The 13,875-nt window shown below is 66.3% G+C and carries 11 protein-coding genes; 7 read left to right on the top strand and 4 right to left on the bottom strand.

Going from position 1 to position 13,875, the window contains the following annotated elements:
* The first annotated feature begins 10 nt into the window (after window positions 1-10).
* From ACWHYQ_RS15425 to ACWHYQ_RS15410, 4 genes are all read left to right on the top strand, one after another.
* A complete protein-coding gene (locus ACWHYQ_RS15425) occupies window positions 11-460 on the top strand; it encodes a QcrA and Rieske domain-containing protein (RefSeq protein WP_447973008.1) in 450 nt (149 codons plus the stop codon).
* 76 nt (window positions 461-536) lie between these two features.
* Window positions 537-1,544, top strand: coding sequence for a cytochrome b (locus tag ACWHYQ_RS15420; RefSeq protein ID WP_447973007.1), 1,008 nt, complete (start codon window positions 537-539; stop codon window positions 1,542-1,544).
* A 15-nt stretch (window positions 1,545-1,559) separates the two neighbouring features.
* Window positions 1,560-2,990, top strand: a complete 1,431-nt coding sequence (locus tag ACWHYQ_RS15415; RefSeq protein ID WP_447973006.1) for a multiheme c-type cytochrome — start codon at window positions 1,560-1,562, stop codon at window positions 2,988-2,990.
* Window positions 2,991-3,383: 393 nt separating this feature from the next.
* Window positions 3,384-3,692 carry a LuxR family transcriptional regulator gene (locus ACWHYQ_RS15410; protein ID WP_447973005.1) on the top strand — a complete coding sequence of 103 codons (309 nt, stop codon included), beginning with the start codon at window positions 3,384-3,386 and terminating at the stop codon, window positions 3,690-3,692.
* Here ACWHYQ_RS15410 and ACWHYQ_RS15405 read toward each other — a convergent pair.
* Window positions 3,687-5,933, bottom strand: a complete 2,247-nt coding sequence (locus ACWHYQ_RS15405) for a [protein-PII] uridylyltransferase family protein (protein WP_447973004.1) — start codon at window positions 5,931-5,933, stop codon at window positions 3,687-3,689. The genes ACWHYQ_RS15410 and ACWHYQ_RS15405 overlap by 6 nt on opposite strands.
* 80 nt (window positions 5,934-6,013) lie before the next feature.
* Between ACWHYQ_RS15405 and ACWHYQ_RS15400 the strand changes: the two genes are divergently transcribed.
* The gene (locus ACWHYQ_RS15400; protein ID WP_447973003.1) at window positions 6,014-7,732 is read left to right on the top strand and encodes a [protein-PII] uridylyltransferase family protein; all 1,719 of its coding nucleotides are present in this window, start codon (window positions 6,014-6,016) and stop codon (window positions 7,730-7,732) included.
* Between the two features lie 98 nt (window positions 7,733-7,830).
* On the opposite strand, the gene groL is transcribed toward ACWHYQ_RS15400, so the two are convergent.
* The 3 genes from groL to ACWHYQ_RS15385 form a co-directional block, all read right to left on the bottom strand.
* Window positions 7,831-9,462 carry a chaperonin GroEL gene (groL, locus tag ACWHYQ_RS15395; RefSeq protein ID WP_447973002.1) on the bottom strand — a complete coding sequence of 544 codons (1,632 nt, stop codon included), beginning with the start codon at window positions 9,460-9,462 and terminating at the stop codon, window positions 7,831-7,833.
* Window positions 9,463-9,520: 58 nt separating this feature from the next.
* Window positions 9,521-9,829 (bottom strand): co-chaperone GroES, encoded by a 309-nt coding sequence (locus tag ACWHYQ_RS15390; protein ID WP_447973001.1) that lies wholly within the window; start codon window positions 9,827-9,829, stop codon window positions 9,521-9,523.
* A gap of 221 nt (window positions 9,830-10,050) precedes the next feature.
* On the bottom strand, window positions 10,051-11,058 hold the full coding sequence (locus ACWHYQ_RS15385; RefSeq protein ID WP_447973000.1) for an RNA polymerase factor sigma-32: 1,008 nt from the start codon (window positions 11,056-11,058) through the stop codon (window positions 10,051-10,053).
* A 260-nt stretch (window positions 11,059-11,318) separates the two neighbouring features.
* On the opposite strand from ACWHYQ_RS15385, the gene ACWHYQ_RS15380 reads away from it, so the two are divergent.
* Together ACWHYQ_RS15380 and ACWHYQ_RS15375 are read left to right on the top strand one after the other, a co-directional pair.
* Window positions 11,319-12,479 carry an MFS transporter gene (locus ACWHYQ_RS15380; protein WP_447972999.1) on the top strand — a complete coding sequence of 387 codons (1,161 nt, stop codon included), beginning with the start codon at window positions 11,319-11,321 and terminating at the stop codon, window positions 12,477-12,479.
* Window positions 12,480-12,545: 66 nt separating this feature from the next.
* Window positions 12,546-13,751 carry a bifunctional 3,4-dihydroxy-2-butanone-4-phosphate synthase/GTP cyclohydrolase II gene (locus ACWHYQ_RS15375; protein WP_447972998.1) on the top strand — a complete coding sequence of 402 codons (1,206 nt, stop codon included), beginning with the start codon at window positions 12,546-12,548 and terminating at the stop codon, window positions 13,749-13,751.
* The last annotated feature ends 124 nt before the right edge of the window (window positions 13,752-13,875 follow it).

Below are 13,875 nucleotides of genomic sequence, written 5' to 3'. Positions count from 1 at the left end.
CCTGGGGGTAATGATGGCGATCATCCATGACGACATCGGACGCCGACGGTTTCTCAGCCAGGCCGTGATGGCGTTCGGGCTGCTGTTCGGGTTGGGCACGCTCGCTCTCCGCTTCCTTCAGTTCATCGTCCCCGCCCCGAAGGCCCGGCGATACACGGCCGTGCTCATCGGCACCGAGTCCCAGGTCCCGATGAACGAGGCGGTGCCGATGGATCTCGGCGGCCAGAAGGTCGTGGTGCTGAGGACGAACGAGGGCGTGGTCGCCTTTTCGAGACGCTGCACCGATCTGGGATGCCTGGTGTCCTGGAACCGAGAGCGGGAGCAGTTCGTCTGTCCCTGCCATCGGGGAGTGTTTGACAAGACCGGCAAGAACATCGCTGGGCCGCCGCCGCGGCCGCTGGACCGCTTCGAGGTCGTCAAGCGCGGCGAGCAGCTCTATGTGAACGTGCAGAGCGCGTAACCGAAAGGCAGCCGCTTTGGGAGACCGCAGGATGGCCTCGGCCGCGACAGACACACCGGTGGCATCAAGTGGCAGGGTGACCGCCGACGGCACGCCGGCTTCGAAGACCTGGGTGGACTACATTCAAAAGGACCTGCCCGAGCACCTCGACTGGTGGCCCTATACGCTCGGGGCGATCCCGCTCACGCTGTTCGGCCTTCTGGTCGTGACCGGATTGATGTTGACGTTCTACTACGTGCCCGCGCCGGACAAGGCCTACGACAGCGTGGCTCAGATCACGGACGAAGTGTACCTCGGCTGGTTCATCCGCGGCGTGCACAAGCTGTCCGTGGACCTCATGATCCTGTTTCTCCTGTTTCATGTGATCCGGGTGTTCGTCACGCGCGCCTACCGGACCCCGGGCGAGCTGAAGTGGCTCACCGGCTCGGTGGTGCTGTTCCTCACGTTGGCGATGGGTTTCACGGGGTATTCGCTGGTCTATGACAACGTGTCCTATTGGGGGATGACGGTGGTGACTAGCATGATCGGCACGCTCCCCGTGGTGGGCACGCCGCTGATGCACCTGTTGCGCGGGGGCGAGGAGGTGTCGGGCGGGACGCTCCTGCGGCTCTACGATCTCCACACCAAGCTCCTGCCGGCTCTGTTGGGGGGCTTGGTGCTCGGCCACGTGCTCGCGGTCCGGCTTCTAGGGTTCGCGGAGGTGCAGGGGAGCCGCCGGTATCATTCCTTCTACCCCGAGCACACGCTCCTGATGGGGGCGATCGCCGTCGGGCTGCTGGTCCTGATCGTGGATCTGGTGATGATCTTCCCGCCGACGCTGGGGCCGCCTGCGAACACCCAGGAGGTGGCCTCCGACGTGTCGCCGCCTTGGTATTTCTCGGCGCCGTACATGTGGATTACGCTCTTGCCCGCTCCAGGGGCCTTGTGGAGCCTCGTGGGCATGGCCGGGTTGTTTCTCGCCTATCCCTTCGTGGACCGGTTCCTTTCGGAGCGGGGCTGGCCCATGACGGTGATCAATACCCTGGTCGCGACGGTGGCCGTACTCACCGTCGCGGCGCTGATCATCCTCGACCAGCGGATGTGACAACTGGAGGACGCGATGGACCCGCACGAGCATGACCCGGTGGACGGTGAGCCGGCCGAGCCTTTCGCCGACACGCAGAGCAAGCTCAACTTCACCCGCTACGTGATCGGCGGGCTCTGTCTGGTGTTGTTCCTCGCGCTCACGGGGGTCGGCTACATTCAGGTCGAAGAGCGGCGCGAGGGGGGCTTGCGGCCGATCATCTCGGCCGACAACAAGAAATGCATTGACTGCCACATGGCCAAGGACGTGTCGGTCGGCGGCATCAACGACTGGAAATACAGCCGCCATGCCCCGAAGGGCATCGGCTGCATCGAGTGCCACCGGGCCGAGAAGGGCGATCCGGACGCGTACGAGCACTACGGGTGGCTGGTCTCCACGCTCGTCACGCCGAAGGACTGTATGCAATGTCATGACCGGGAGGCCAAGGAGTTTCTCCGGTCCCACCATGCCAAGGGCGCGCAGTTTACGGGCTCGCTCGACAACTTCCTGGGCAACGTCGTCGAAGGACCGGAGATCGTCACGACCGGCTGCGCTGGTTGCCATGGGAGCGTGATCAAGGTGATGGAGAACGGCAAGCTCCATCCGGCCACCTGGCCCAACTCCGGGATCGGGCGGGTGAATCCTGACGGCTCGAAGGGCACCTGCGCTGCCTGTCACGCGCGGCACAGCTTCTCCATCGCCCAGGCACGCCAGCCGGAGAACTGCGGGCGCTGCCACATGGGGCCGGACCATCCGCAGATCGAAGCCTATTATGAAAGCAAGCATGGGGTCATGTTCAGCGCGAACCGGGAGAAGATGAAGCTCGCCCAGCCGGCGGAGAAGTGGCACCCCGGCCGGGACTACCTGTATCCGACCTGCGCCACCTGCCACATGAGCGCCACCGATACCCAGGAGGTAACCCACGACGTGGGGGACCGGATCACGTGGACGCTGCGCCCGGTCATCTCGACGCGGCTGGAGAACTACGAGACTCGCCGGAAAGCCATGCGGCAGGTCTGCTCGGCCTGCCACAGCGACCAGATCGTGGAACGATTCTTCACGCAGATGGACCAGGGGATCACGCTCTACAACGAAAAGTTTGGCAAGCCGGCTAAGGCGGCGATGGACAAACTGCTCGCGATGAAGAAGATCACGCCGACCCCGTACGACGAAAAGATCGAGTGGGTGTTCTATGAGCTCTGGCACCACGAGGGACGGCGTGCGCGGCACGGGCTCTCCAAGGTGGCGGCCGACTTTGTCCACTGGCAGGGCTTCTACGAAGTGGCCAAGAGCTTCTACACCAAGTTCCTGCCGCTGGTGCGGGAGCTTTCGCCGGAGGTGGCGGACGAGCTGCTCTCCAAGGAAGGCCACGAGTGGGTGAAGCATGGCATGAGCAAGGAGGAAATCGCCCAGATGATCGAGTTCTACGAAAAGGAGATGCAGGGGAAACGCGGCGGCCCGTCGTAGCGCCGAGGCAGGCGCGCGAGGACTTCCCCAGTCTCCAGCCTCCCCCCAAACAGGCCTGGGCAACCGCCTGCAGAGGCCCCCAGGCCTAGCCCACATCCTGTCATCGTTTGAGCGACAGCCTTGTCGGGCATGGTCCTGCCCGAGACCGCGCCGCGTCCATCACGGCCGGTTTGCAGCCGCAGGGCGGTCGGGTCTCGACGCGCCACAAGACCAGCCTCTCGTTTAGCCAAAAAGGGGGGATTGTGCTCCTACGTACCTGGCTGCCAAAGTAAAGGCACCGTGCGCGGCTTCGCGGCGACGAGTGACGGGCGGGGAGGACGCGACAAGCGGCTAGACCATCGCTGGGCTGGCCCGATGTCCGGTCGGGCCTGGAGGTAACCACAGCAGGGCGCCATGGCTGGACACGCGGACTTGTCTCGGAGGCTGCCGGCGGGGAGCGGCAGCAGCGGGGACGGCCCGGAAGGGGCTGTGCTTGCCGGCCCTCCTCAGCCTTCAGCGCCGTCGGTGCGCCAGGCTCCGGTCCTCACGAAGCGTGAGCGGGAAGTGCTGGAATGGATGAAGGAGGGCAAGACGAACTGGGAGATCGGCCGGATTCTTGGCATCAGCGAACGGACGGTCCGGTTCCATGTCGGCAATATCCTCTGCGCTAGCTACCCGCTTCGTCGGCAGGCGAGGGAAACCGGATCGCACGCGCCGTCATAGCGCGCCGAAACGCGCGGCGAAGAGCGCCTGCGTGCGCTCCATGTGGCGGGCGATGTCGGCAGCGAGGCGGGCGGCGCCCTCTTCCCAGCGGCTCGCCGCATAGCCGAGGCGGCGCGCGAGGAAAATAAACGCGTCGGACTCGGGGGCGGGGAGGACGAGATCCTTGGCGTTGCCGCGGACGATGCGGAGGGCGTCAATCAGCCCACGCAGAAACAGATAGGCCTCGCCCAGCGCGGCGGTCTCGTCTGGGGCCAGCACGCCGGTCTCGGTCAGCGCGCGGAGCGCGTCGAGGGTGTTGGGGGTCCGGACGGCTGGGAGCCGGTGTCCGTGCATGATCTGGAGATACTGGACCAGGTACTCGATATCAATCAGCCCGCCGGGGCTGTACTTGACGTTGACGTGCCCGGGCTCGACCAGCTCCTTGATCTGCTGGCGGCGGAGGGCCAGGGCGGCGGGCAGGTCCCAGGGCTCGCCGCTGTAGACGAAGGCGTCGCGCAAGGCCTCCACCTGCTGGCCCAGGGCGCGGTCGCCGGCCACGAACCGCAGCTTGATCAGCGCCTGACGCTCAAACGGGGCGCAGAGCCCGGACGGGCTGTAGTAGGACTGCAGCTCGTCCACCCGGTTTGCCAGCAGGCCCTTTCCCCCGTGCGGGCGGAGGCGGACATCCACGTGGAAGATGCCCTCCTGTCTGGCCTCGATCCATTGCAGGAACTCCTGGGCCAGGCGCTCGAAATATTCGCCGTTGTCCAGGGCGCGGCGCCCCGCGGTGCGGCCCGGTCCCTCGTAGACGAACAGCACCTCGATATCGGAGGCGTACCCCAGCTCCCGCCCACCGAACTTGCCAAGGCCGAACAGGGCGAAGCCGCAAGGGCGCCGATCGGCCAGCCGCGGCGTCCCGTGCGTGCGCGCGAGTCGCGCCCCGCAATCCTGGCAGGCCTGGGCCACGACGGCTTCGGCAAGCTCCGTCAGCGCCCGCGAGAAGTCCGGGAGCGTCGTGGCGGGATCCAGCAGGTGCTTCATGTCAATCCGGAACAGCTCCCGGTCCTTGTACTGGTTCAAGACCTGCCGGCGTTGCGCCTCGCCCCGGGCGACCGCCAGCCGCCGCCGCAGCTCGCGGCCGAGCACGGCCCGCGGGCGAATGAGGGGCAGACGTTGGTAGTTCTCCAGGACCGGCAGAAGGTTCTCGTGCTGCCGCCGGAGGAAGTCCTCCCAGAGAAACTCGCTCGTGCCGAGCAGCCGGGCGAGCAGCGGCTGGCTCTTCGGGTCCGTGAGGAACCGCAGCGCGCGGCCCGGCGCACGGCCGCGTCCCTCGAGGATCTGGTCGAGGAGCCCGTCGAAGGATTCGAGTGCTTGGGCCGGGTCGGGCGCCCAGGTCAGAGAGTGGGTGAACTGCTTGATGAGCGCGGCGGTCACCCGGAGCACCTGCTGCTCGGCCGGGTCGTCGAGCTTCCGGCCGTGTCGGCCCCGCACGTAAAAGCGGTCGCGAACTTCGGTGCCCGCGTTCTCGAACCGGGCCTTGCGGATGTAGATGCCACGCATGGCCAGCGCGTTGGCGAACGCGTAGAGAAACATCGGGGTGTCCGTGGAGCGAATGTCCACCACCGTGTCGGTCGGCGAGAGGTCGTTGTCGAAACGCAGATGAACCGGATGCAGCAACCCGGTAAACGCCGCGCGGGCCTGCCCCAGTGTCTCGACGAGCCGACGGTTCACCCGGCTTCGGGCCTCCCGGAAGCGCTGCTCATCCAGCAGGTGAATGATCGCCGCGAGCTCCTCGGCGAGGTTCCGGCGCTCGGCCGGGCCGAAGGGGCTGCCCGGCAGGGGCTGGACTCGGAAGACGTCCACGATTTTCTTGCGCGTGAGCCTCGCGCGGCCCGCGGGCCGGACGGGCCGGGCCGTCGGTCCGCGCGGCGGCGGGGCCGCCTCGGCCAACGTGTGGATGCTGCCTTCCCGGATGTCGAGCCTGTGCGCCGAAAGGACCCCGCAGATCGTCGCGAACTCGGAAAAGTAATCGAACGCCACCACGACCACGTCAAACAGCCCGTCGGGTCTCTCCGTGATGTCCACCTGGCAGGGCCGGTCCACCTCCAGCCGGGCGACGAGGGTGAGATGGCGGGCGATTTCCTCCGGTGCGAACTGGGCGAAATAGTCGTCGTCCATCCGCGAGACGAAGTCCTGGAGCAGGTCGTCGGGAATCTCGCGGCAGAGGGGACGGAGAATTTCGATCTGGCTCTGGACGGTCATGAGAGGCACCGGTCGGTCGGAGTATAGCGGAACGGGCCCGCATTGTCTGTATCGGGGCGTGGCCAGTATAATGCCGTGCCATGCCGCAGCGGATTGAAGGCCGCCACGGAACCGCGCCCGGTCGCGCCAGGCCTCGCCGCGATCAGGCTTCTGATCCGGCTCAGTTGCTGCTTGCGCCAGGCCTGACCCCGGAGGCGGCCGCCCGGCTGCTCGAGCCCTACGGGTTCTCTGACCTGAAGCGGGCCGACGCCAACCTTCAGGCGATGGCAGGGGAGCCCCACTCGCGGGAGCGCCTCGCCCGCATTCTCGCGGATCTCCTCGGGGCGGTCGCGGGCACCGCCGATCCAGACCAGGCGCTCGATTACTGGGAGCGATTGCTGCAGGCCGGCGTCAATCGCAGCCAGCTCTTCGACTATCTCCGCGAAACCCCGCGCCTGCTGCATCTGCTGTGCACGATCCTGGGCAACAGCCCGGCCCTGGCACAGACGCTGATCCGCGACCCCTACCTGATCTATTGGCTCACCGAGGAGCCGGTGCTGACGAGGCGGCCCTCGCGCGCAGAGATGGCGCGGGCGCTGGAGGCGCAGCTCGCCAACGTCCGGGCGCTGGATCTCAAGCTGGAGGCGCTGCGGCGCTACAAGCGACGCGAGATGCTCCGCATCGCCGTCCGCGACCTATTGCGCCTCGCCGGGGTCAGAGAGACCACCGCAGCCCTCTCGGACCTCGCCCAGGTGCTCATTGAAGCCGCCTACCGGTGCGTGGACGCGGAGCTGCGCCGGCGCTACGGTATGCCGATGCATCGCGACCGGTCCGGCCGGCTGATCCAGACCGGCTTTGCGGTCATCGCCATGGGCAAGCTAGGGGGGGGCGAGCTGAACTACAGCTCGGACGTGGACCTGATCTACGTGTACGCCTCGGATGACGGCCGGACCTATCCAGCCTCGAAGGCGTCCTCAGCCATCTCCAACGAGGAATACTTCGAATACCTCGGCCGCGAGCTGACGCGGGCGCTCGGCGAGGTGACGCAGGAGGGCTATGTCTTCCGCGTGGACCTGCGGCTCCGGGCGGAAGGATCGGTCGGGCGGCTGGCACGCCCGTTGGCCTCCTACGAGCAGTACTACCGCACGCGTGGCCAAGTTTGGGAGCGGCTGGCCCTGCTCAAGGCCTGGCCCATCGCGGGCGATCCTGTCGTCGGGCGCGCGTTCCTCCAGCAGGGGCGCGCCTTCGTCTTCGGGAGAGGCGCGGGCAGGCCCGGCGCCTCGGCCAGACAGGAGGTCCTGGAGCAGGTCAGGACCATCAAGGAGATGATCCACGGCAAGATGCTCAGCCGGGGCCAGGACGGCCGGAACGTCAAGCTGGGAACCGGTGGGATCCGCGAGATCGAGTTCCTCGTGCAGACCGTCCAGGTGCTCTGCGGCGGCGAGCTGCCCGGCATCCGGAGCCGCAACACGCTCCGGGCGCTGGCCCGCTTCGCCCGGCTCGGGCTGCTGTCGCCCGCCGCCCACGCGCGCCTGGAGCGGGCCTACCTGTTTCTCCGGGACGTCGAGCACAAGCTGCAGATGGTGCACGACCTGCAGACGCACGCGCTCCCCGAGTCGGCCGGGGAACTGGCCGCCTGCGCCGTGCGTCTGGGATATCCGGCCCGAAACCGGCAGCGGGCGGCGGCCCGCTTGATGGCGGATTACCGCCGGCACACCGCATGGGTTCACCGGGCGTTCCGCAGCCTGTTCTATACCCCAGGCCGGTGCCCGCTGCTGAAGGCCGCGCTCGCCAAAGCCGCGAAGCTCCGCCGGCGATGACCCGCTTGATCAAGCAAGCAGGGCCGGATGGCTGGCGCCACCCGGCCCTGCTTCCCGCTCCGAGCTATTGGCTCTACGCTGGTTAGCGCTGCTCCGGCTTAGTACATGTCGTGCATATGGCTGTGGCCGCCCGGCATGGCCGGCTCCTTCTTCTCCTCCGGCAGCTCGGTGATCATCACCTCCGTCGTGAGCATGAGGCCGGCGACGCTGGCCGCGTTCTGGAGCGCGCACCGAGTGACCTTGGTCGGGTCAATGATGCCCGCTTCCAGCAAGTCCACATACTGTTCCGTCGCCGCGTCGAACCCGAAGGAGGTCTTCGAACTCTGGCGCACCTTGTCCACCACGACCGACCCTTCCACGCCGGCGTTCTCGGCGATCTGGCGGATCGGCTCCTCGAGCGCGCGCTTGACGATGTTGACACCCACCTGCTGCTCGGGCGGCAGCTTCAGCGAGTCCAAGGCCCCGACGCAGCGCAACAGCGCCACGCCGCCGCCAGGCACGATGCCCTCCTCGACCGCCGCCTTCGTGGCGTGCAGGGCGTCCTCGACCCGCGCCTTCTTCTCCTTCATCTCGGTCTCGGTCGCGGCGCCCACGTTGATGACCGCCACGCCGCCGACGATCTTGGCCAGCCGCTCCTGGAGCTTCTCCCGATCGTAGTCGGACGTGGTCTCCTCGATCTGGGCCTTGATCTGCTTGACCCGCCCCTCGATCTTCTTCGGATCGCCGTAACCCTCGACGATCGTGGTGTTGTCCTTGTCAATCGTGACGCGCTTGGCGCGGCCCAGATCCGTGAGCTTGACGTTCTCGAGCTTGAGGCCGAGCTCCTCAGAGATCACCTGGCCGCCAGTGAGGATCGCGATATCCTCCAGCATGGCTTTCCGGCGGTCGCCGAAGCCCGGCGCCTTCACCGCCGCGACGTTGAGCGTCCCGCGGAGCTTGTTCACAACCAGCGTGGCCAGCGCCTCGCCCTCCACGTCCTCGGCGATGATGACGAGAGGCCGGCCCATCTTGGCTACCTGCTCCAGCAGGGGCAGGAGGTCCTTCATGCCGCTGATCTTCTTCTCGTGGATGAGCAAGAACGGCTCTTCGAGAGAGGCTTCCATGCGCTCGGCGTTGGTGACGAAATAGGGGGAGATGTAGCCGCGGTCGAACTGCATGCCTTCCACCACGTCGAGCGAGGTGGACATGGACTTGGCCTCCTCGACCGTGATCACCCCGTCCTTTCCGACCTTCTCCATGGCCTCGGCGATCAGCTCGCCGATCGTCGTGTCGTTGTTCGCGGAGATCGTGCCGATCTGGGAGATCTCCTTCTTGGTCTGGCAGGGCTTGCTGAGCTTCTTCAGCTCCTGGACGACCACGTCCACCGCGCGGTCGATCCCGCGCTTGATCTCCATCGGGTTGCCCCCGGCCGTGATGTTCTTGGCCCCTTCCCGGAAGATGGCCTGCGCCAACACCGTGGCCGTCGTGGTCCCGTCGCCGGCCGTGTCGCTGGTCTTGCTCGCGACCTCGCGCACGAGCTGGGCGCCCATGTTCTCGTAGGGGTTCTTGAGCTCGATTTCCTTGGCGACGGTGACTCCGTCCTTCGTGATCGTCGGCGCGCCGAATTTCTTGTCGAGGATGGCGTTGCGACCCTTGGGGCCCAGGGTCGCTTTTACCGCGTCGGCGAGCTGGTTCACGCCGCGCAGGATTGCGGCCCGCGCCTGGTCACTGTACAGAAGCTGCTTTGGCATCGTGATCCTCCATTCGTCGTCGTTGTGGTGTGTGGGCGTCGCGGAGGGCGCCGAGGCGTCAGGACGTGGTGAAGATGCCGAGGACGTCCTCCTCCTTGATGATGAGACACTCCTCGTCGTCAATGCGGAGCTTGCTGCCCGAGTACTTATCGAACAAGACTTGGTCGCCGACCTTCAGGTTCTTGACATCTTTCCCGACCGCCTGCACCGTCCCCCGCTGGGGCTTTTCCTTGGCGGTATCCGGCACGTAGATGCCGCCGGCCGTCCGCTCCATCTCCTCGGTGTAAGTGATAAAGACTCGATCGCCCAGCGGCTGGAAGTTCTTGACCGCGCTCGAAACCTTCTTCTCCTTGGTCTCCGTAGCCATGCTCACTCCTCCTCGTGATAAGATATGGTTTGCAATTCCCCAATGGCGCCCACGACTTGCGAGGCCGGGCGGGCGATCCACGGGCCCACTCGCGGGCTGGTGGGCAGGCCATAGACGGCTTGTCAGATAGCCCTTTCGCCCGGCAAGTCAAGGGCCCGGAAATGGAAATTCTTTGAGTGCGCGGCAGGGGATGGAAATTCCCTAAGCACATGGCCCGGGTTTTAGGAGCGGAGGAGGTCGAAGTCCTTGATTTCATTTTTTAAATAGTCGCGCAACCGCTTGATGATCCTGGCCTCCAGTTGCCGGGTCCGCTCCTTGGTGATCCCGTACTTCTGGCCGAGGTCGTCGAGGGTCAGGGGCGTCTCCGAGAGGATCCGGTTCCGCAGGATGTCCTCGTCCCGCTCGTCGAGGGTCTTAATGAACTCTGCCAGCTTGCGCCGGAACAGGGTGCGAAGCTCGGTTTCGGCCAACTGCTCATCGGCCGGCGTCTGCGGGGTCTGGAGAATGTCCAGCAGCGTGCCGTCGGAATCCTCGCTTAGGGGTTGGTCCAGCGAGAGCTCCCAGTTGCCCAGGCGCTGGTCCATCTCGATGACATCGCGCTCGCGCACCTGGAGCCGATCTGCCAGGAGCTTGGTGTCCGGCGCGAAGCCCTGGTGCTCGAGCCGCGCTTTTTCCTTCCGGAGGTTGTAGAAGAGCTTGCGCTGGTCCTGCGTGGTCCCGACCTTGACCAGCCGGAAGTTGTTGAGGAGGTATCGGAGGATATAGGCTCGCACCCACCAGGCTGCATAGGCGTGGAACCGGACGTTCTTGGTCGGATCGAACTTCTTGATCGCCTGCATGAGGCCGACGTTGCCCTCCTGGATGAGGTCCATATGGTCGAAGCCTGTGTGGAGGTATTCGGAGGCGATTGCGACCGACACCCGGAGGTTGGCCAGGATGAGCTTGACGGCGGCTTCCCGGCTGCCCAGGGCCCGGTATTCGTGGAAGAGTCGCAGCTCCTCCTCCTTCGAGAGATAGGGATAGCGGCGGACTTCCGCGAGGTACCGCTGCAGGGTCGTGGTGGGGACGATCGCGGTCGAGGAAGCGTCCTCGTCCCGGTCTCCCGCGTTCGCCTCTGCCGCCCGCGCAGCCGGCGGCTCGAGCGAAGCGAACTCACCTTCCTGATCCTCGAGGGCGTCGGGCTCAGGAATGTCTGCCTGTTCCCCGGATTCGTACCTCTGGTCGGTCATGCGTCTGGCTGTCGGCCTGTGCCGCGGGTGGCACTGATCTATCCGCTGATGAGGGCCCATTATAAACGGAACGAGACATCTGCACAAAAGGTGCCGTATCATGGAGACGCGCTTGGACCGCTGAGCCGAGTCCCTTGCCGGCAATCCGCGGCGTCTCTGCTGCTGAGCAAAGTCCGTACGGTGAGGTCGCTATCGTGTCCGGACGGGACGTTTTGAGGTCGTTGCGGAGCGGGCATTGGCCCTCCCTGCTGGGGGCCTGGATGCACTTCGAGATCAGCTTCATGGTCTGGTTGCTGATCGCTGCGCTCGGGGTGGCGATTGCGGAGGAGTTTGGCCTCGGCGCGACGGGGAAGGGGCTCCTGGTGGCGGTCCCGCTGCTGGGTGGGGCGCTGCTCCGTGTCCCGATCGGGGCGGCGACCGATCGGTTCGGGGCAAAGCCAGTCGGGCTTGCGCTCCTCGGCTGCGAGGCGCTGGCGCTGTTGTGGGGCTGGAGCAGGCCGCAAAGCTATCTGGAGATGTTGGGCGTTGGCCTGCTCCTCGGCTCGGCGGGGGCCAGCTTCGCCGTGGCCTTGCCGCTCGCCAGCCGGGCCTACCCGCCAGCGCATCAGGGGATCGCGCTCGGTGTGGCCGCCTCGGCCAACAGCGGCACCGTGCTGGCGATGTTGCTGGCTCCCAGGTTGGCAGACGCCCTCGGCTGGCACGGAGTCTTCGGCGTCATGGCCGTGCCGGTGGTCGCCACATGCCTCCTGTTTGCCTGGCTGGTGCCTGGCCATCTCGGCGGGGTCCATCAGGGGACCCACGCCGATTGGTGGGAGACCACGAGGCTGGCGCTCCGGCAGCACTCAATGTACTGGCTGGGCTTCCTCTACAGCGTGACGTTCGGCGGCTTCGTCGGCCTGTCAAGTTTCCTCCCGATCTTCCTGCACGACGAGTACGGGCTGCACCCTGTGACCGCGGGCACGGTGGCAGCCGTCTGCGGATTGGCGGGCAGTCTCATCCGGCCGGCCGGGGGGTACGTCGCGGACCGGCTGGGCGGCCTGGCGGTCTTGCGGGTGGTGGTTCCGGCGATCGCCGCGCTGTGGGTGGGGATCAGTCTGCTGCCCCCGCCGGCCTGGGCAGCCTTCCTGCTGCTCGCCACGGTGGCCACGTTGGGATTCGGGAACGGCGTCGTGTTTCAGGTCGTGTCCGACCGGTTTCCCAAGCAGATCGGCGTTGCCTCGGGGATGGTGGGGGCGGCGGGAGGATTCGGTGGCTTTCTGTTGCCAGCCTGGCTGGGGAGCCTGAAAGATCTGACAGGGAGCTATGCGACCGGGTTCCTGCTCTGCGGCGCAACGGCCGCGGTCGCGTGGATCAGCGTGGAGGTCGCGCAGCGCCGCCGACGTGGCGAGCCGGGGGGCGAGGCCGCCGGTTTTTCCCGTTGACACTCCGGGCAGAAAAGTTTTACCTTTTGAGGACTTAGCGTGCGCTGGTTGTGAATGGGGAACGACATGGCCTTCGTCTTCGATTCGATTGACGAGGCGATCAAGGAGATCAAGAAGGGTCGGTTCGTCATTCTCGTGGACGACGAAGACCGCGAGAACGAGGGCGACCTCGTGATGGCGGCCGAGAAGGTCACGCCGCAGGCCATCAACTTCATGGCCAAGCATGCGCGCGGGCTGATCTGCCTCGCCTTGACGCCGGAGCGGGTGGAGGAGCTGCAGCTCCCGCCGCAGGCCGCGGAGAACACCGCGACCTTTGGCACCGCCTTCACGGTCTCCATTGACGCGCGCCGGAACATCACGACCGGGATTTCCGCGGCGGACCGGGCGACCACGATCCGGACTGCCATTGATCCGAAGTGCAAGCCGGCCGATCTGGCCCGGCCAGGCCACGTGTTTCCCCTGAAGGCGCAGAAGGGCGGGGTCCTCAAGCGGGCCGGTCAGACCGAGGGGTCGGTGGACCTGGCGCGGCTCGCCGGGCTGTATCCCGCCGCGGTTATCTGCGAGATCATGAACGACGACGGCACGATGGCCCGGGTGCCCGAGCTGCAGGCCTTCGCCAAGCACCATCGCCTCAAGCTCGTCACGATCAAGGACCTCATCGAGTACCGGATGCGCCGGGAGACGTTCATCCGGCGCGTGGCGAGTGCCAAGCTGCCGACCGTGTTCGGGGAGTTCGAGGCGGTGGTCTTCGAGAACGAAGTGGACGGCGGCACGCACATCGCGCTGGTCAAGGGGCTCATTGACGAGTCGCCGACCCTGGTCCGGGTGCACTCCGGCTGCCTGACCGCCGACGTGTTTGGCTCCCTCCGGTGCGACTGCCGCGACCAGCTCCACCGCGCGATGGAGATGATCCAGAAGGAGGGCCGGGGCGTCCTCCTGTACCTCAACCAGGAGGGGCGCGGGATTGGCCTGCTCAACAAGATCCGGGCCTACCGGCTGCAGGACGAGGGCAGCGACACGGTCGAGGCCAACCTGCAGCTCGGCTTCAAGGCGGACCTGCGCGACTACGGGATCGGCGCGCAGATCCTAGTGAACCTCGGCCTCCGCGACATCCGCCTCGTGACCAACAACCCGCGCAAGATCGTCGGCATCGAGGGCTATGGCCTCCGGGTGGTGGAGCGCGTGCCCATCGAGATTCCACCGCGGGAAGCCAACGAGCGGTACCTGCGAACGAAGAAAACCAAGTTGGGCCACATCCTCAGCAACGTCTGACAAGCCAAATGACGTCGTGCCCGACAGGATGCTGAACCACGCCCCCACAGGTCCTGGCGCGACGGACACCGGGTGCGGGATGAGCCCAGGCGCCTCCCGCCTTTCTTTTCCGGGGCAGGGCTTC

This window comes from Nitrospira sp. Kam-Ns4a (genome assembly GCF_965152595.1).
This window is presented reverse-complemented; position numbering and strand designations above follow the sequence as displayed.